The sequence below is a fragment of the Kocuria sp. cx-455 genome (genome assembly GCF_057707085.1).
This window is the reverse complement of the sequence record NZ_JBYIPM010000001.1, coordinates 435,778-454,503: the sequence shown is the minus strand read 5'-3', so window position 1 is coordinate 454,503 and position 18,726 is coordinate 435,778. Positions and strand designations below refer to the sequence as shown.

Genomic DNA, 18,726 nt, shown 5'->3' with positions numbered 1-18,726 from the left:
GCGACCACCGAACTTACTTGTCGAGCTGGGCCTGGTGGGACCCTGCGCCGACGACCTCGCGAGCGTGGTCCTCGTGGTGGCCGTGTGCTGCATCGAGCTCCTTGGGAGTCACGGGCGCAACTCGGTCCTCGAAGTACCAGCTGCTCAGACGACCGCGAAGCTTCTCGGTTCCGGTGACCTTGCCCTTCGCGTTGGCACGGGCGGGCTGAACTTCCATGTCTTCGAAGTTCACGAGGCGGTAACGCTTGTACTCGTCCAGCGGTTCGTGGACCTCTACGAACTCACCGTGCGGGAGCGCCTGGATCCGGCCCGACTCGCGGCCGTGCAGGACGATCTCCCGGTCCTTGCGCTGCAGTGCAAGGCACATGCGACGAGCAATGATGAAGGCCAGGATCGGCCCCAGGAAGTACGTGGCGCGCAGCCAATACGTGACATCGTTCAAGCCCACGTGGAAGTGGGTGGCGATGAGGTCGGAGCTGGCTGCCATCATCTGGACTGCGTAGAACGCGACGGCGGCGGCACCGATTCCGGTACGGAACGGGGCGTTACGCGGGCGGTCCAGCACGTTGTGCACGCGGTTGTCCTTGGTCACCCAGCGCTCGATCCACGGGTAAGCAAACATCGCCACGAACAGCAGACCAATGGGGAGCAGCGGCAGCAGAATGGCGAGCGGCACTGCCCAACCGAATATCGAGACCTCCCATGAGAACGGCCACGAACCGGGCATCAGGCGTAGTGCGCCGTCCGGGAAGCCCATGTAGAAGTCGGGCTGCGAACCGGCCTGCACGGGGGACGGGTCGTACGGTCCGTAGTTCCACACCGCGTTGATCGTGGTGGTCGCCGCCAAGGTGGCCAGGAGACCGAACACAATGAAGAAGAAACCGCCGGCCTTTGCTGCGTAGACCGGGCCCACGGGGAAACCGACCACGTTGTTCTCGGTGCGGCCGGGGCCGGGGTACTGGGTGTGCTTGTGGACGACCACCATGAAGAGGTGAACCACAATCATCACCAGAATCAACGCGGGGATGATCAACACGTGTGCGATGTACAACCGGCCAATGATGGCCAGACCGGGGAATTCGCCACCGAACATGAACATCGACATGTAGGTACCGACCACGGGGATTGCCTTCAGCATGGCATCCGCGATGCGCAGACCGTTACCGGAGAGAACATCGTCCGGGAGGGAGTAGCCGGAGAAGCCGGCCACAATGGCCAGGAGGAACAGCACACAGCCAACAACCCAGTTGAGCTCACGCGGGCGGCGGAATGCGCCGGTGAAAAACACGCGGAGCATGTGCACGGAAAGGGCCATGACGAACATCAGGGCCGACCAGTGGTGGAGCTGACGCAGGAACAGACCACCACGGATATCGAACGAGATATGCAGGGTGGAGGCGTATGCGCCGGACATTTCCACGCCCTGCATGGGCACGTAACTGCCGTCGTACTCCAGGGAGGTCATGGTGGGGTCGAACCAGAACGCGAGGAACGTGCCCGACAGCAGGAGGATGACGAAGCTGTACAGCGCCACCTCACCGAACATAAAGGTCCAGTGGTCGGGGAAGATCTTGCGACCGAATTCCTTGACCATGGGGGACACCCCCGCTCGGGTGTCCACGAAGTTGGCGATCCGCCCGGAACTGGTGCGGGGCCGATACTCGTAATCAGTAGTAGATGACATTAGCTTGCCTCACCCTGCATATCTCGGACTGCGAAATCGCGTTGCGAATAGGTGGGTCCCACCGGCTCGTGGAAGTCACTACGGGCAACGAGGTATCCTTCGGAATCAACTGTAATGGGCAACTGCGGCAACGGGCGAGATGCCGGGCCGAAAATTACTTCACATTCGTTCGTGAGGTCGAAGGTTGACTGGTGGCACGGGCACAACAAGTGGTGCGTGTGCTGCTCGTACAGTGCAATGGGGCAACCGACGTGGGTGCACACCTTTGAGTAGGCAAAGATGCCTTCCACGTTCCAGTCTTCACGTTCCGCAGAGACATTCACCGTGTCCGGGTCAAGACGCATGAGCAGCACCACGGACTTTGCCTTCTCGTCGAGGTAGCCCTCGTGGTGTCCCAGCTCGGAGAGGTTCTCGGGAATCACGTGGAACGCGGAACCCAGCGTCACGTCCGACGCCTTGATCGGGGTACCGGAAGGATCGCGTACCAGGCGGACACCCTCTTCCCACATGCTGTGACGCAATACCGAAAGATCGGTGGGTCCCAGGTCGCGGAGCAGGCCCACGAAGGGGAGCGGTGCCAACACCGCGGCGCCGATCAGGGTGTTCCGCAGCAACGGACGGCGCTTGATGCCCGACTCGTCGTAGATGGTGGTCAGGATTTCCTGAGCCTCCGCGCGCTGTTCTTCGGTGCGGACCTCGTGGCGTTCCTCCACCAATTCGTGGTCCGGCATGAGGGTGCGTGCCCACTGGACAACACCAATACCGATGCCGAACATTCCGAGGGCGATTCCCAGTCCGAGCAGCAGATTCTGCAGACGCAACTGGCTGGTGGGTTCGGTATTGACTACGTCGTAAATCGGCCCCTCGACCCGGATGCCGAAGTACGCGATGAAGAACAGAATCGATCCGAGGACCGAGATGATGAACAGCAGCACTACCTGCCGTTCGGCACGCTTCGCGGCCTTGGGGTCAACGTCTGTCACACGAGGACGGTGCGGCGGAAGTCCCGGGTCGGGGAACTGATTCCTAGCCGCTCCGTCCGAGGTGACAACCGCCCCGCTGTGCTGGGGAGTGCCGTCACGATGGTCGCCCATGTGGTCCCTCATTCTTCTCTTGATGCTTTGAATAATACTGTGTCAGGTTGCCGGCCGTACCGGCTGTTGCTCTCAGGCGGAGCGCGAAGTGAGCCAAACGGTGAAACCAATGACGACGGCCAAACCGAGGCTCCAGATCAAAAGACCTTCGGACACCGGGCCGAGCGATCCGAGACCGAATCCACCCGGGTTGGTGTTGTTATCCAACGCCTTGAGGTAAGTGATCACGTCACGCTTTTCCTCAGGAGTGATGTTGGCGTCGTTGAACACCGGCATGTTTTGGGGGCCGGTCTGCATAGCCTCGTAAATGTGGGCCTCGTCGACGCCCATCAGGGACGGAGCGTACTTGCCGCGTGTCAGTGCGCCACCGGCGCCAGCAGCGTTGTGGCACATGGCGCAGTTGGCCAGGAAAACTTTGGCGCCGTTCGCGGAATCGCCCTCGGTGACATCCAAGTACTCTTCCTCGGGAACGGCGGGACCCGCACCGAGCGAAGCGACATAGCCGGCAAGCTGCTTGGTTTGTTCGTCATTGAACTGAGCCGGCTTGACCTGCGCCTGGGGACCGTGCATCTGCATAGGCATGCGGCCAGTGCCAACCTGGAAGTCGACCGATGCAGCGCCCACGCCAATGAGGCTGGGGCCGGCCTCGGAGCCTGCGGCGTTCACGCCGTGGCAGGTCGAGCAGTTGGCCATGAACAACTTCTGGCCTTCTTCAATGTCTTGTGCCGAGTAGGTTGTGGTCTCGGCCTTTGCTTCGTTGGTGGTTGTGGCAACTGCATAGAGTCCACCGGTGAGAAGCAAAGCCATGACGAGCAGTGCGAGGACTGCCAGTGGATGGCGGCGCTTTTGTGAGAGTGCCTTCACGTCAAACGTTCCTTTTACTCGGTACTAAAGACTGGATGTGATGAATCGTTGTGGCCGGCTACTGAATGAAGTAGACCAGGATGAACAGGACGATCCAGACGACGTCCACGAAGTGCCAGTAGTAGGAGACCACGATGGCCGAAGTGGCCTCGTAATGTCCGAACCGCTTGGCAACGTAGGCGCGGCCCATGATGAACAGGAATGCGATCAAACCGCCCGTCACGTGGAGCGCGTGGAAGCCCGTGGTGATGTAGAAGGCGGACCCATATGCGTTGGCCGCAATGGTGACGCCTTCGGAGACCAACACGGAGTACTCGTACACCTGGACGGAGACGAATACGGCACCCATCAGGAAGGTGAGGGCGAACCATTCGGTCAGACCCCACTTCGTGAACTGGAAGATGCTACCGGTGCGGCGCGGCTGGAGACGCTCAGCCGCGAACACGCCGAACTGGCAGGTCACGGAGCTGAGCACCAGGACAATGGTGTTGATCAATGCCAACGGAACGTTGAGCATCGAAGTCATTTCTCCCCACAACTCCGGAGAAGTTGCGCGGAGGGTGAAGTACATGGCGAAAAGACCGGCAAAGAACATCACTTCGGAGGAGAGCCACACGATGGTGCCCACGGAAGTGAGGTTGGGGCGATTGATGTTCGCGCCTACCGATTTGGCTGGGGTATGGGTTGCAGTTGTCACAGAGACATTATGTCGCCAAAACTCTCCCTGAACCAACCACCGAGCCCTCCGGCGGTGCCGTGTCGTAACCCAAAGGCTTCTGTCGCGCCAGATTTCAGTCCCGGTCCAGTACTGGAGCGGGATTGGAGGCCCGTTTGTGGCTTCGTGCACGCCGCAAGTCTGGCGGTAGAGTCGAACGGTGACTACTTCAACTGGCTCTCCATCAAGCATGCATTGGCCGAACCTTCTGACGTCGCTTTCGCGCGGTCAGGACCTCACGTGGCGCGAGTCATATTGGGCCATGGACACCATCATGAATGGTGAAGTGCCTGACGCGGTCATCGCGGGGTTCCTCATGGGTTTGCGCACCAAGGGGGAGACGGTCGATGAGCTCAACGGTCTCGCGGACGCCATGGTCGAGCACGCACGTGCCGTACACGTTCCCGCGCCCGCTCTGGACATCGTGGGCACCGGGGGAGACCGATTGTCGAGCGTCAACATCTCCACCATGTCGGCGCTGGTGTGCGCCGGCGCCGGGGTGCGCGTCGTGAAGCACGGCAACAGGGCGTCGTCGTCGAAATCTGGGTCCGCCGATGTCCTCGAGGCCCTGGGAGTACATCTGGATATGCCCGTGGAGAAGGTGGAGCAGGCGGCGTCGGAGGTGGGCATCACGTTCCTGTTCGCGCAGACCTTCCACCCCTCGATGCGTTTCGCCGCGATCGCGCGCAAGGCACTGGGCGTGGCCACCGCCTTCAACTTTCTGGGGCCGATCACGAACCCCGCCAAGGTCAAGGCCTCCGCGATCGGCGTGGCCGACGCCGCCCTCGCACCTCTGATGGCCGGTGTCTTCCAGAATCGTGGCGATCGGGCGCTGGTTTTCCGTGGCGGAGACGGCTTGGACGAGCTCACCGTCACGGCGCCGTCGGACGTGTGGGAAGTTCGTGACGGCCAGATCACGCAGCACGCACTCGAACCGCTGGACTTCGACATGCCACGGGCGACGATCGAGGATCTGCGGGGTCAGGACGCTCAATACAACGCGGGGGTCGTGCGCGAGATCCTCGCTGGCACTCAGGGCCACATTCGCAATGCGGTGCTGCTGAACTCCGCCGCCGGTCTGATGGCCGTGGACGAAACCGCCCACGGTGGGTTCCAGGAACGTTTCGGTACGGCAATTGCACGCGCGGCCCAGTCCATCGATTCCGGCGCGGCCCAGGACGTGCTGGATCGCTGGGTCCGGTACGCGGCGGCGGCCTAGCCGCATCGCTCCATTCACCAACGACGACGCCGCTCGCCCGGATTCGTTTCGGGGGAGCGGCGTCCGTCGGGGCCGGGAGGGTATCGGCTAGTCGATGCCCAGTGAAAAGGCCGCGTCCAGATCGTGCTCGCTGTAGGCGCGGAAGGCGATATTCGTGTTGGTCGAGACCACGCCCTTCACCTTGGACATCTGGTCTGCAATAACGTCCGCCAAGCGCTCGTGTTCGCGCACCCGCACCATAGCGATCAGGTCCCAATCTCCGGTCACCGAGTAGACCTCGGTGATGCCCTTGATGTTGGAGATCTCTTGGGCCACCTCCGGGATGCGGTCCGCGGTGGTCTTGATCAACACAATTGCAGTGAGCATGTGAATCCTTTCTCGACGTCTCTCGTCAGCCTAGCGAGTCCGGCGGGCCCGGCTGATCAGTCGGACGATCAGGCGGTATCCCAGCAGGAACAGGCCAAGCACCCCCAGGCTCACGAGCACGAAGGCCAAGGCTGTGCCCTGGCCCGTGAGCATGCGCAGGAGCATGCCGGTGATCTCGGTAGACAGCCAAATGACCACTCCGGTGGGGAAGAGTGCGCCGGGCCTGCGCTGCGCTCGGATCGCGACCCATCCGAAAAGGGTGCCCACCAGGAATGGCCAGGCCGTCTCCAGGGCGCCCCAGGGGCTTTGTTCGTGGGCGTTACGCCCGAGCGCGGCGAAGATGGTCACCAGAACGAGATCCGCGAACAGGTACCAGTGCCACCGGGTAGGAGTGGTAATCCGATTCGGTGGCGAGGTTCTGTCGGTCGACGCGGGGGATAGGGGGTCGGAGGACGTTGCAGGTCGGGACATGTCTCCAGTCTAGGCCCAGGCATTTTCTAAAGTGTAAAGTGAAAGTTTGAAAATATGTCTAAACTATCTCCTGAAACATGATGTCGGGGGAGGTACCTTCATATGGCGGTTGACGACTTCGACAACCGTGGGTGTTCTAAATATCCCGGGCGCGGTAGGCTGCCGTGCGCCGTCGTCCTTCGAACGGCACCTCTTCAACCCTTGGAGACACGGTGAGCACAACCGATGCCGCCCGCGGCCACGCGGCCGACAGCCACGATCTGATTCGAGTACGGGGTGCCCGCGAGAACAATCTCCGGGACGTGAGTCTGGATATCCCCAAACGCCGACTTACCGTGTTCACGGGCGTTTCCGGGTCGGGGAAGAGTTCTTTGGTCTTCGGAACCGTGGCCGCGGAGTCGCAACGGCTAATCAATGAAACCTACAGCGCGTTCCTGCAGGGCATGATGCCCACGGTTGGTCGCCCCGAGGTCGACATGCTGGAGGGCATCACCACCGCCATCGTGGTGGATCAGGAACCCATGGGCGCGAACCCGCGTTCCACCGTGGGAACCGCCACCGACGTCAATGCGTTGCTGCGTATTGTCTTCTCGCGGTTGGCGCAGCCGCACATCGGAGGCCCCAAGGCGTTTGCGTTCAACATTCCATCGGTGAGCGGTGCCGGCGCGATCACCGTGGAACGCGGGAACAAGAAGAGGGAGAAGAAAACCTTCTCCATCACCGGAGGCATGTGCCCGCGCTGCGAGGGCATGGGCAAGGTCTCGGATCTGGATCTCACCGAGCTCTACAACGAGAATCTGTCCATCAGGGACGGCGCCATCACCGTTCCCGGCTACAACAAGGGCGGCTGGAACGTTCGCTTGTACGGTGGCCTTGAGTTCTTCCCGGGAGACAAACCCATTAAGGAGTTCACGGACAAGCAGCTTCTGGACTTCCTCCACATGGAACCCGTGAGGGTCAAGGTCGAGGGCATCAACATGACCTTCGAGGGCCTCATCCCGCGGATCCAGAAATCCCTGCTCACCAAGGATCGCGAGGCCATGCAGTCTCACGTGCGCGAGTTCGTGGACCGCGCCGTCACGTTCCAGGCTTGCCCGCAGTGCCATGGCACTCGGCTGGCCGAGGGTGCCCGCACCGCCACGATCGATGGCGTGAGCATCGCCGATGCATGCACCATGCAGATCACCGACCTCGCCCAGTGGATCCGCAGCCTGAATTACCCGTCCGTCCAGCCATTGCTGGACAGCCTGACCGAAACCCTGGACTCTTTCGTGAGGATCGGTCTGGGCTACTTGTCCCTGGATCGGCCCACCAGCACGCTGTCCGGGGGTGAGTCGCAGCGCGCCAAGATGATTCGGCATCTGGGCTCACCGCTGACCGATGTCACGTACGTGTTCGACGAACCCACCATCGGCCTGCATCCGCATGACATCCGTCACATGAACGAGCTCTTGTTGGAATTGCGCGACAAGGGCAATACCGTGCTGGTGGTCGAGCACAAGCCGGAAACCATAGCGATTGCCGACCATGTGGTGGATCTAGGACCCGGCGCGGGTGCGGACGGCGGCACCATTTGCTTCGAAGGAACCGTGGCTGAGCTGCGGGGGAGTACCACCAACACCGGGCGCCATTTCGATGACCAGATGACGCTCAAGGAATCCTTCCGCACGCCCACGGGGCAGCTGGAAATCCGCGGAGCCGGCTCACACAACCTGGACAACGTGGACGTGGACATTCCGCTGGGCGTGCTCACGGTCATCACGGGCGTGGCCGGCTCGGGTAAGAGTTCACTGGTGCACGATTCGCTTCCGGCCAACCCGGACATCGTGTCCATCGACCAGAGCCCGATCCGCGGCTCCCGCCGCAGTAACCCCGCCACCTACACGGGCCTGCTGGATTCCGTGCGAAAGACGTTCGCCAAGGTCAACGGCGAGAAACCCGCCCTGTTCAGCCCGAACTCGGAAGGTGCGTGCCCCACGTGCAAGGGCGCCGGAGTGATTTACACGGACCTGGGCATGATGGAAGGCGTCACCTCCACGTGCGACGACTGCGAGGGCAAGCGATTCCAGCCGGCCGTGCTCGAGTACACGGTGGACGGTCAGAACATCAGCGACGTCTTCTCGATGTCCGTGGCCGAGGCACTGGACTACTTCGCCCACGGCGACGCCCGCACACCCGCCGCGCTCGAAATCCTGGAGCGCCTTTCCGATGTGGGGCTGGGATACGTGAAGGTGGGCCAGCCGCTCACCACGCTGTCGGGTGGTGAACGCCAGCGCCTCAAATTGGCCGCGCGCATGGGGGAGAAGGCTGGTATCTACATCCTGGATGAGCCCACCACGGGTCTTCACCTGGCCGACATCGAACGTCTTCTGGGCATGCTGGACCGCCTGATTAACTCCGGGAAGTCCGTCATTGTCGTTGAGCACCATCAGGCCGTGATGGCGCACGCGGACTGGATCATCGATCTGGGCCCCGGTGCTGGTCACGACGGCGGACGGATCGTTTTCGAGGGCACTCCCGCACAGCTCGTGGCTGGGAAATCCACGCTCACGGGCCAGTTCCTCGCGGAGTATGTGGGCGCCTGAACCGAATTCAGCCCGCCTGGACGGGGCGCAATTCCACCTTCTGGCCGCAGGCCGCGGACGCGCGGGTTGCCAGGTCCAGTGCGAGATTTTCGTCGAGGGCTTCAACGATCCAGAGACCACCCAGGGATGCGGCGGCAACAGAAAACGGTCCGGACTGAATGGCCGGCGCGGTACCGGTGGCATCCACGGTGTGACCGGCTTCGGGTGGCATGAGTCCGCACGCGAACACGAAGTTGCCGGAGGCCTGAATGGCCGCGTTGAACTCGGCGACCGCCGCGAATGCGGACTGCGCAGCGGCGTCGTCCTGGTAAGAGGTGCCGGCGTCTTGGACGCCGGGTTGGTGAAAGACGGAGATCATGTACTGGGCCACGGGTGAACCTTTCGCGGGTCTGTTGCGCACGCCTGGGGCGTGACGACGAGTACTCTCACGGACGATTCACCATCGACCGCAGCGCACGTATATAGAGGCGTAGAACCCCGATTCCGCCTTCGCCCATCGTTGTCCGATAATGTACATTATGTAAAGTACGTCGTTCGACAGCGGGCGGTCCGATGTCTCAACCCCCGGCCACCCGCTGTACTCTATCCTCTGCCCACTATCCTCTGCCCACTGCTCCCTGGTTCCGGTAGTGACCCACCATGATCAGAATGGAACCGAAGACCACCCATGCCGCCAGCGCCAAGATCTGCCACGTGAGATCCGCGTGCGGGAAGTACGACAGATCTCGCAACACCGTGCCGGACAACCCCGGAACCAGCCACTGACCGATCTCGCCCCACGGCTGCACAATGAATTCCTTCGGTTGCGTCAACCCGGACAGCGGGTTACCGATGAACACGGTGATGATGGCACCAATTGCAATGCCGGCGCGGCCCATCACCGAGTTCAATCCCACGATGAGGGCGGCTGTCGCAACCAGGCCCAAACCGGTAGCCCCGGCGTTGGCCCAGAAATTGCCTGCGAGAATGTCCAGCCACGGCTGCAGGATGAGCGTGAGCGCCAAGCCGCCCATCACGCCGTAGGCCGCGATCGCGGTCAACCGTCGCCAGGTGCCCGAGACCAGCAGGGAAATCAACGAACCACCGATCATGCCGCCCATGGCCAACGGCAGGCCCGCAATAGCCAAGCCGCTGCCCCTGGGGTCGCTCTCGGACAACGGCACGACATCCGTGATCTTCACGCTCGGCGGGGCCTCCTGGCGCGCTTGCGAACCGTCTGGGACCGACGGCACCGCGCCAGTTCCTGGGCGACTCCCCTGCGCCATGGCCTGCTGCATCTTCTCAATTCCTTGACTCATGGACTCGATCACTTGTTGATCGATTGCTCGCTGCATGGAATTGCCGGCCTGAGTCAGCATCTGTGCGGCAACCGGGCTGGCCGCACCGGCCACCAGAATCTCCGGCTGCTCCCCCAGCACAATGGCCCCGTAGACTTCGCGGGTTTCGATCTGATGGATTGTGTCGTCCCGATCCGTCGCGTCATGCATGTCCAAAAGGTTCTCGGGCAGCTTCTCCTTCATGGCGGTGATCTGCTCGGGTGAGCCGACCGCCGCGACCGGCAAGTGTTCCGGCGATGAGGTGACCGTAGGCCAGGCGAAAGCGAGTAACACGATGCACACGGCCAGGGTGGCAATGATTGATGTCCTGAGGCTTCTAACCCACGGGGTGTGTGGGGCGTTAGCGACTTCCCCGGATGGTTGACGGACATGTGACATGGACATTCCTCTCAAAACGAATAATCATTCGTTTATATTGCTGCCCGATACACTAGCTGTCAAGAATGTTCATTCGTTTTTAACGCCGATGGAGGATCGCCGTGCCCAAGGTCACCGACGAGCACCGGGAAGCCATGAAGCTCCGTATCCAGGACGCAGCCCTCGTTTGCCTTTCTCGCAAGGGGTTTTCAGCGGTGTCCATGGCGGACATCATCGCCCAGGCGCAACTGTCCGCCGGTGCCGTCTACCTGTACTACAGGAGCAAAGAACAACTGATCCTGGACGTGGGCCAGCGAGTCATGGCCGACCGGCTGAGCTTCCTGAAAGACTTGCGGGAGCGGACACCACTGCCCTCCCCCGCGGAGGCCATGGCCATGATTTTCACCGAGGTTTCGCAAGGGCCGCTCACTCCGGGTCTCCCCGTCCAGGTATGGGGCGAGTCGGTGGGTCATCCAGATTTGCGTCGTACCGCGGGCGAGCTCTTGAGCCTGGCTCGCGCGTACATCGCGGACTACGTTGCAGCGTGGTTGTCGCAAGAGCGTCACGCGTCCGATCACCTCGCTCGCAAGCGCGCAGAGGAACTTGCGCCGGCGCTCCTTGGGTTGGTTCAGGGCTTCATGATTCAACTGAGCCTGAGTGACGCACCCGGCGAGGCTGCCGCGCAGTATTCCACTGCAGTCTCCTCCCTCTTGGGCGACCTTTAGAGGCGCTCACGCACCCGTACCGACGCCGCCGCGCCAGAGCGAGCACGGCGGCGCGGGCCGTTTGCCGGCCCTATTCAATGTTGCTCAGCAGCCTTAGAGTAAGGTCACGGCCGATGAAGAGACCCAAGACACCGCGCGCTCGTAGCGACCCGGCCCCGCGGTGTCGAGTGAGAACCGCCCAGGAGGCATCCCGTGATCACAGCATTGCAGCAGCTCACCGAGCGGATCGAACACGCTAGGTCGTTGGACTCCATCATCGGCTTCGCCAAAAAGAATATTGGCCCCATTACACAAAAGCCGGTGGTCAAAGATGTCCTCAGCGGGGAATTCATGGGTCATCCGCTGCACCCCTTGATGACAGATATTCCCATTGGCGCGTGGAGCATGTCCGCGCTGCTGGATGTTCTGGGCGGCGAGGAGTTGGAGGACGCCTCGACCATTCTTGTGGGCGCCGGCGTACTCTGCGCGATCCCCACGGCCGTCACTGGTTTGCATGATTGGCAGGACACCACGGGCGAGTCTTCTCGAGTGGGATTCGTGCACGCGGCGGTCATGGATATGACCGTGCTGGTGTACGCCGGCTCCCTCGTTGCTCGTCTCACGGGACACCACACCGTGGGCAAACTGTTGGGGCTGAAGGGCCTGGGTGTGATGTCGATTGGCGGTTTCCTGGGTGGGCATCTCACCTACGCCCTGGGTGCCAACGTGGAGCAGGAAACCCCCGCACTGGGGCCGGTTTCGTAAGTACGCCCCGCACAAGTGCCCACTGAACGACGACGCCGGGTGGTCACCTTCGTGAGGTGACAACCCGGCGTCGTGATGTCTGGGCGTGGGGCTGGTGAATCAGCGGCCGAGCACGCTCATCGCCTCATTGGCGCGGGAGGCCTGGACCTGAACCAGATAGGTGTCGGCGGCCATGGTCTTCAGGGACTTGAAGTCGCGCTTATCGCCGGTGGCCCAGTGGGCGACAAAGCCGAAGATCGCGCCCCACACGGCACCGATGACCACGGACCACAAGATGATGGACAGCAGTCCGAAGCGAGCCTGTGCCTCGGCGTAGTCGGGAAATCGGGCGATCGTCTCATACTTCACGTCGGCGCTGGGACGCCTCACCAGTCGGTCCCGGATGCGGCAGGAGCTGGGCAGTCGGAACGCCAAGCTCTCCCCCTCGGATCTGTGGCTCGTGGACCGAGTCAGCGAGTTCGGGCCGGCGCGAATGTCAGAGCTGGCCACGTGGCAATCCGTGGACCGGTCCACCATGACCGCCCAGGTCGGCAAGCTGGAGAAACTGGGCCTGGTGCAGCGGGCACCGGACCCGCAGGATCGCCGGGCCATCGTGGTATCCGTCACCGACGCGGGCCGGCGGCTGCATGAAGAAAGCCGCGCAGCGGCCTGCGCGGCTTTCGACACTATGTTGGGCGACTGGACCGATCAGCAACGTCAGCAGTTGAGCGAGTCAATGGCTCACCTGGTGGAGAGTCTGGAAAAGCACTTGTCCGCCAGGCCGCAGGATCACAGCACGGAGCGGTAGACCTCCAGGGTCCGCTCGGCAATGGTTTCCCAGGCGAAGTGTTCCTGGGCGCGCTTGCGACCGGCCGTGCCCATCCGACGAGCGCGTTCGGGGTCCGATACGACGTCGATCAGGGCCGCGGCAAAGTCGTCCACGAACTTCTGGGGATCCAGCGGGGTCCCGGTGCCGTCGGTGACCTGCTCAATGGGAACCAATCGGCCGGTTTCACCGTCCACGACCACCTCGGGAATGCCACCGGTCGCGGAGGCCACTACGGCGGAACCGCAGGCCATGGCCTCGAGGTTCACGATGCCCAGGGGTTCGTACACGGACGGGCACGCGAAGGCGGTGGCGTGGGAGAGGATCTGGATGATCTCGCGGCGCGGCAGCATCTTGTCGATGAGGACCACACCGGTGCGCTGGGCCGTGAGCTCGGCAATGAGGCCGTTGACCTCTTCGGCGAGCGCGGGGGTGTCCGCTGCGCCGGCACACAGGACGAGCTGGACCTCGGGCGGCAGCTGCAGGGCCGCGCGTAGCAGGTAGGGCACACCTTTTTGGCGGGTCACGCGGCCGACGAACACCACGGAGGGGCGCTCGGGGTCGATGCCGTACTCGGCCAGAACATCGGTGTTCGGGTCGTGGTCCCACTGGGAGACGTCGATGCCGTTGTGCACGGTGCGCACGCGGGCGGGGTCCACGTTGGGGTAGGAGCGCAGGATGTCCTCGCGCATGCCGTCGGACACGGCGATGATGGCGGCGGCCGCCTCGTAGGCGGTCTTCTCGGCATAGGAGGACACGCGGTAGCCGCCGCCGAGCTGTTCGGCCTTCCACGGGCGCAACGGTTCCAGGGAGTGGGCGGAGAGCACGTGGGGAATGTCGTACATCAGGGAGGAGAGGTGCCCGCCCATGTTGGCGTACCAGGTGTGGGAGTGCACGAGATCCGCACCGGACACGTCACCCACCATTCCCAGGTCCACGCCCAGTGTCTGGATCGCGGCGTTCGCGGAGGACAACTCGTCCGGCACCGGATACGCCTTGACGGTTGCTCCGTGGAAGTCGGGCTCACGCGGGGCGCCGAAGCACCGCACGTTCAGGTCCACCAGCGGCGCGAGCACTCGGGAGAGTTCGGCCACGTGCACCCCCGCTCCCCCGTAGATCTCGGGCGGGAACTCTTTGCTCAAAATGTCTACTCGCACATTGCGAGCCTAGACCACATGCACCGCTCATCACAGGGTTACGGCGAGCGCCGCGCACGGGTGACCGGGCGGCGCGGTACCCCTGAGGAAAATTCTGCAAAGTTTGCGGCGACACGATGGTCAGGTGCAGGAAGTGGGACACAATAGCAGTGAAGGCCAGTCGTGGGGGATTGCGCGTTGTTGCCCAACGGCTATGACTCGAACGGGAAGTGAGAGCTACATATGTCACGCAAGAAGAAGGTTTTGGCCATTGTGCTGGCCGGCGGTGAGGGCAAACGTTTGATGCCGCTCACGGAGGATCGGGCCAAGCCCGCGGTTCCCTTTGGTGGCGGTTACCGTTTGATCGACTTCGCTTTGTCCAACCTGGTCAACTCGGGGTACCTGCAGATCGTGGTGCTCACGCAGTACAAGTCGCACTCCCTGGACCGACACCTGTCCGAGACGTGGCGCTTGTCCACCCAGTTGGGCAACTATGTGGCCTCGGTGCCGGCGCAGCAGCGCCGCGGTAAGGACTGGTTCCTGGGGTCGGCCAACGCGATCTTCCAGTCCATGAACCTCATCGATGACGCGGATCCGGACATCGTGGTGGTGGTGGGCGCGGACCACGTGTACCGGATGGACTTCTCGGACATGGTGGAATTCCACATCAACTCCGGTGCGAAGGCCACGGTGGCCGGTGTGCGCCAGAGCATGGACATGGTGACCTCCTTCGGTGTGATCGAGACGGACCCCCAGGACGTCACCAAGATCAGCCGGTTCGTGGAGAAGCCCCAGTCCACCGCTCCCCTGCCCGATGATCCCAACGCGTTCCTGGCGTCCATGGGCAACTACGTGTTCGACCGTGATGCCCTGGTCGATGCGCTGCGCTACGACGAGCAGCAGGAAGGCACCAAGCACGACATGGGCGGGGACATCATGCCGTACTTCTCCGATCGCGGAGAAGCAGCGGTCTACGACTTCACCCACAACAACGTGCCCGGTTCTACCGACCGGGACCGCCAGTACTGGCGGGACGTGGGGACCTTGGACTCCTATTACGATTCCCACATGGATCTGATCCGTCCGCTGCCGGTGTTCAACCTGTACAACTACTCGTGGCCGCTGTACACCCACCAGATCATGGCCCCGCCGGCCAAGACCGTGCGCGGTCCCAACGGGCAGCCGGGTGTGGCGCTGGATTCCATCGTGTCCCCGGGGGTGCTGATCACCGGCGGTCGCGTGGAGTCCTCGGTGCTCTCCCCCAAGGTGGTTGTGGAACACGACGCCCGGGTGTCCGAGTCCGTGATCATGCAGAGCGCGCGCGTGGGCGCCGGTGCGCAGGTGCACCGGGCGATCATCGACAAGAACGTGGTGATCCCCCCGGGGGCCACCATTGGTGTGAACAGGGATGAGGATCTGGCCCGCGGTTTCACGGTCACGGAATCAGGTTTGACCGTGGCGCCCAAGAACTTCATCTTCGACAGCTGACACCGGGTTGCACATGAGTCACGTGCCCGGGGCGGAAACGTCCCGGGCACGTCGCTGTCCCCGGCGGCCAGTGCCGACCTCGTTCTGGGTTCCCCACCGCGGGTCCGGGACTCCCGGGGACGCAGGCTTCCGGTCGGGTGTGCGCGGTATCTGGTCCCTCGTCTGTGAGCTGCGGAGTCCTTTGCTTTCTGATCGACGGTAGGACCGCCCACTGACCGCCCCGCGATCTGATCGACGTTAGAGCCGGAATTCGCCGAACCGCGGGTCGTACCGTCGATGGAGCTTCCAGCCGGGTCATCGGATGGTCGTACCGTCGGTCATCGCCACCAGTCGCACTGAAACCCCGGTGACCAGCGCCGTCACATCCACATCGACCCCTTAAACGTCTGGCCATCGCCCAGGCGGGGCTGCCTAGAATGATGCATATGGTGCAAAGTTCCCTGACCCGAGCCGAAGCAACGACCCGTGCCGAGCAAATCAGGGTGGCCTCCTACGACGTCACGGTGGATCTGTCCGGGGCTGAGGACCCCCAGCAGAAAACCTTCGGCTCCCAGGTGACGGTGCGTTTCACCGCGGAGGACGGCGCGGAAACCTTTATCGATTTCATCCACGACTCGATCTCCCTGGTCGAACTCAACGGCGATGAGCTGGACGTGGACGATGTGGTCGAGGGTTCCCGGATCCGCCTGCCGGAGCTGGAGGGCGCCAACGAACTCACCGTGGTGGGCCGGGCGCTCTACTCGCGCTCCGGGGAGGGCCTGCACCGCTACGTGGATCCGCAGGACGGCAACGTATACATCTACACCCAGTACGAACCGGCCGATTGCCACCGGGTGTTCCCGGTGTTCGAGCAGCCCGACCTCAAGGCCTCGTTCACGGTCACGCTCATCACCCCGCCGGAATGGGTTGCCGCATCCAATGGTGAGCACCTCACCACCGAGCCGGCCGGCACCAGCGACGTTCCCGGCGCGGTATCCCACGAGTTCGCCCCCACCGAGCGGATCTCCACCTACATCACCACCATCCTGGCCGGGCCCTACACCCGGGTCACGGACGTGTGGCAGGGCGTGGACGTCCAGGGCGAAACCCAATCCGTTCCCCTGGCCCTGTACTGCCGGCGAGCGCTCGCCGAGCACTTGGATTCGGAGGAGCTGTTTGCCGTGACCAAGCAGGGCCTGGATTTCTTCACGGAGCTTTTCGCCTTCGATTACCCTTTCGGCAAGTACGAGCAGGCGTTCGTCCCGGAGTACAACCTGGGCGCCATGGAGAATCCCGGCCTGGTGACGCTCACGGAGGATTACCTGTTCCCGTCCGGGGCCACGCGCACGCAGCTGGCCGGTCGGGCGAACACCATGCTCCACGAGATGTGCCACATGTGGTTCGGGGACCTGGTGACCATGACGTGGTGGGATGACCTGTGGCTGAAGGAATCCTTTGCGGAGTTCATGGGCGCGTATGCGTCCGTGCGGGCCACCGAGTACGACGACGCCTGGGTCGCCTTTGCGCTGGGCCGCAAGGAATGGGCCTACCGCCAGGATCAACTGCCCACCACGCACCCGATTGTTGCGGACATCGTGGACCTGGAAGCGGCCCGGCAAAATTTTGACGGCATTACCTACGCCAAGGGCGCCTCCGTGCTGAAGCAGCTGGTCGCGTTCGTGGGCGAGGAGGCGTTCATTGATGCCTGCCGCGCCTACTTCCGCCGCTTCGCCTACGGCAACACGAGTCTGGATGATTTCCTCACCGTGCTGGACGAGGCGTGCGAGGCCGATGTCCGCTCCTGGGCCAACGACTGGTTGCTCACCACCGGTGTCCCCCACTTGGACCTTGCCGTGGAACGCGATGACAGCGGCGCCATCGCGGCCGCCACGCTGACCCAGACCTCGGACGCGCCCCGCCCGCACGTGGTGGCCGTGGCCACCTACGCCCCCGGCGCCTCCGGCAACTCCGACAACACCGAGGACACCGGGCAGCTGGTCCTCCAGCGCAGCACCGACGTGCGCGTGGACCCGCAGCAACCGGCCACCGACCTGCCCGAGCTGCTGGGAGACACGTCCCCGGTGATCCTGGCCAATGATCGCGACCTCACCTACTGCCTGGCCTCCCCCGGCGCGGACGGCCTGTCCGCGCTTGCCGACGGCGTTCACCTCCTGGCCGATCCCCTCGCCCGGGCTCTGGCCCACTCCCAGGTGTGGGCGGCCGTCCGCGATGCCCGCTACGATCCCCGCGCCTACGTTCACCTGGTGGCCCACCGCGGTGTGGGGGAACAGCACAGCAGTATTCTCACCACCATCCTGGACCGGGCGCAGGAGGCCCTGGAAAGTTTTGTGCCACCCCGGCTCCGGCCGCCCCTGCGCACCGAGTTCCTCGACTGCCTGCACTCGGCGGTGACCGGCGCGCATGCCGGGTCCGACGCCCAACTCGTGCTCATGCGCGCCTTTGCGCGCGTAGCCGCCAGGGACGCCTCCCACGCCACGACCGTCGCGAAACTTCTCAGCGGCGAGCAGCACCTGCCCGGCCTGGAGCTGGGCTCACAACTCACCTGGGCCCTGTGGAGCGCCCAGACCGCCACGAGCCACGCCACACGGCCGCAGCTGGAGCGCGCCCACGCCGCCGATCCCTCCCGCGAGGGCCGCCTGGGCTACCTGCGGGCGCTCGCGGCGATCCCCGCCGAGGAAGCCAAGGCGGAAGCCTGGCAGGCCATCACGTCCGGTTCGCTGTCCAACGACGAGCTCTCCGCCACGATGTCCGGCTTCCAGCTGGCCACCCCCGACCTGCTGGGCACCTACCACGGCGCGTACTTCGAGAGCATTACCCCGTGGTGGAGCGAGCATTCCATGGAGATCGCCACCCGCATGATCCGGGGACTGTACCCGCGGGCGCTGGATGCGCAAGCGGCGTCGTCGGCGCAGGAGAACCCCACGGTGGTGGCCACGCAATCCTGGTTGGACGAGAACACCACGGCGCCCGGGGCGCTGCGTCGTATCATGACGGAACTACTGGATGACGCGCGCCGGGCCGTGAAACTGCAAGCCGCAGTGCTGTCCCATCTGAACCAATAGGCACTCACCGGGACCCAAGTGTTGCCGGTGAAACGAAAGCATTCCGTGAGAAGGTGGGAGCGATAGGCGCTGCC

General features: G+C 63.4%; 17 protein-coding genes. 7 read left to right on the top strand and 10 right to left on the bottom strand.

Annotation, left to right across the window (positions count from 1 at the left end; genetic code table 11):
• Positions 1-13: 13 nt before the first annotated feature.
• From qcrB to ctaE, 4 genes are all read right to left on the bottom strand, one after another.
• Positions 14-1,684: a cytochrome bc1 complex cytochrome b subunit gene (gene qcrB, locus AC3ENJ_RS02075; RefSeq protein WP_431812905.1), complete on the bottom strand. Its 1,671-nt coding sequence runs from the start codon at positions 1,682-1,684 to the stop codon at positions 14-16.
• Positions 1,684-2,778, bottom strand: coding sequence for a cytochrome bc1 complex Rieske iron-sulfur subunit (qcrA, locus tag AC3ENJ_RS02070; RefSeq protein ID WP_223840851.1), 1,095 nt, complete (start codon positions 2,776-2,778; stop codon positions 1,684-1,686). The genes qcrB and qcrA overlap by 1 nt, the downstream gene beginning before the upstream one ends.
• 72 nt (positions 2,779-2,850) lie before the next feature.
• A complete protein-coding gene (gene qcrC, locus AC3ENJ_RS02065) occupies positions 2,851-3,642 on the bottom strand; it encodes a cytochrome bc1 complex diheme cytochrome c subunit (protein WP_190780398.1) in 792 nt (263 codons plus the stop codon).
• Positions 3,643-3,700: 58 nt separating this feature from the next.
• Positions 3,701-4,339 (bottom strand): aa3-type cytochrome oxidase subunit III, encoded by a 639-nt coding sequence (gene ctaE, locus AC3ENJ_RS02060; protein WP_190780397.1) that lies wholly within the window; start codon positions 4,337-4,339, stop codon positions 3,701-3,703.
• A gap of 208 nt (positions 4,340-4,547) precedes the next feature.
• On the opposite strand from ctaE, the gene trpD reads away from it, so the two are divergent.
• Positions 4,548-5,576 carry an anthranilate phosphoribosyltransferase gene (gene trpD / locus AC3ENJ_RS02055; RefSeq protein WP_223840980.1) on the top strand — a complete coding sequence of 343 codons (1,029 nt, stop codon included), beginning with the start codon at positions 4,548-4,550 and terminating at the stop codon, positions 5,574-5,576.
• Positions 5,577-5,663: 87 nt separating this feature from the next.
• Here the strand turns inward: trpD and AC3ENJ_RS02050 are convergent, their stop codons facing one another.
• Positions 5,664-5,942 carry an Lrp/AsnC family transcriptional regulator gene (locus AC3ENJ_RS02050; protein WP_431812904.1) on the bottom strand — a complete coding sequence of 93 codons (279 nt, stop codon included), beginning with the start codon at positions 5,940-5,942 and terminating at the stop codon, positions 5,664-5,666.
• Positions 5,943-5,972: 30 nt separating this feature from the next.
• Positions 5,973-6,413: a DUF3054 domain-containing protein gene (locus AC3ENJ_RS02045; protein WP_431812903.1), complete on the bottom strand. Its 441-nt coding sequence runs from the start codon at positions 6,411-6,413 to the stop codon at positions 5,973-5,975.
• Positions 6,414-6,625: 212 nt separating this feature from the next.
• Between AC3ENJ_RS02045 and AC3ENJ_RS02040 the strand changes: the two genes are divergently transcribed.
• Positions 6,626-8,998, top strand: coding sequence for an ATP-binding cassette domain-containing protein (locus tag AC3ENJ_RS02040; protein ID WP_431812902.1), 2,373 nt, complete (start codon positions 6,626-6,628; stop codon positions 8,996-8,998).
• A 7-nt stretch (positions 8,999-9,005) separates the two neighbouring features.
• Here the strand turns inward: AC3ENJ_RS02040 and AC3ENJ_RS02035 are convergent, their stop codons facing one another.
• Both AC3ENJ_RS02035 and AC3ENJ_RS02030 read right to left on the bottom strand, forming a co-directional pair.
• The gene (locus AC3ENJ_RS02035) at positions 9,006-9,368 is read right to left on the bottom strand and encodes a YciI family protein (protein WP_431812901.1); all 363 of its coding nucleotides are present in this window, start codon (positions 9,366-9,368) and stop codon (positions 9,006-9,008) included.
• Between the two features lie 226 nt (positions 9,369-9,594).
• Positions 9,595-10,713 carry a hypothetical protein gene (locus AC3ENJ_RS02030; protein WP_431812900.1) on the bottom strand — a complete coding sequence of 373 codons (1,119 nt, stop codon included), beginning with the start codon at positions 10,711-10,713 and terminating at the stop codon, positions 9,595-9,597.
• 101 nt (positions 10,714-10,814) lie between these two features.
• Between AC3ENJ_RS02030 and AC3ENJ_RS02025 the strand changes: the two genes are divergently transcribed.
• Both AC3ENJ_RS02025 and AC3ENJ_RS02020 read left to right on the top strand, forming a co-directional pair.
• Entirely contained in the window at positions 10,815-11,417 is a 603-nt protein-coding gene (locus tag AC3ENJ_RS02025) for a TetR/AcrR family transcriptional regulator (protein WP_431812899.1), read from the top strand.
• 192 nt (positions 11,418-11,609) lie between these two features.
• Entirely contained in the window at positions 11,610-12,161 is a 552-nt protein-coding gene (locus tag AC3ENJ_RS02020) for a DUF2231 domain-containing protein (protein ID WP_431812898.1), read from the top strand.
• 99 nt (positions 12,162-12,260) lie between these two features.
• Here AC3ENJ_RS02020 and AC3ENJ_RS02015 read toward each other — a convergent pair whose 3' ends face one another.
• Positions 12,261-12,509 (bottom strand): hypothetical protein, encoded by a 249-nt coding sequence (locus AC3ENJ_RS02015; protein WP_190780388.1) that lies wholly within the window; start codon positions 12,507-12,509, stop codon positions 12,261-12,263.
• 34 nt (positions 12,510-12,543) lie between these two features.
• Here AC3ENJ_RS02015 and AC3ENJ_RS02010 point away from each other — a divergent pair, with 34 nt between their 5' ends.
• The gene (locus AC3ENJ_RS02010; protein ID WP_431812897.1) at positions 12,544-12,948 is read left to right on the top strand and encodes a MarR family winged helix-turn-helix transcriptional regulator; all 405 of its coding nucleotides are present in this window, start codon (positions 12,544-12,546) and stop codon (positions 12,946-12,948) included.
• Here the strand turns inward: AC3ENJ_RS02010 and glgA are convergent.
• Positions 12,930-14,123 carry a glycogen synthase gene (glgA, locus tag AC3ENJ_RS02005; protein WP_431812896.1) on the bottom strand — a complete coding sequence of 398 codons (1,194 nt, stop codon included), beginning with the start codon at positions 14,121-14,123 and terminating at the stop codon, positions 12,930-12,932. The genes AC3ENJ_RS02010 and glgA overlap by 19 nt on opposite strands.
• A 222-nt stretch (positions 14,124-14,345) precedes the next feature.
• On the opposite strand from glgA, the gene glgC reads away from it, so the two are divergent.
• A complete protein-coding gene (gene glgC, locus AC3ENJ_RS02000) occupies positions 14,346-15,590 on the top strand; it encodes a glucose-1-phosphate adenylyltransferase (RefSeq protein WP_190780385.1) in 1,245 nt (414 codons plus the stop codon).
• Positions 15,591-16,015: 425 nt separating this feature from the next.
• Positions 16,016-18,652 (top strand): aminopeptidase N, encoded by a 2,637-nt coding sequence (gene pepN / locus AC3ENJ_RS01995; protein ID WP_431812895.1) that lies wholly within the window; start codon positions 16,016-16,018, stop codon positions 18,650-18,652.
• Positions 18,653-18,726: the final 74 nt, after the last annotated feature.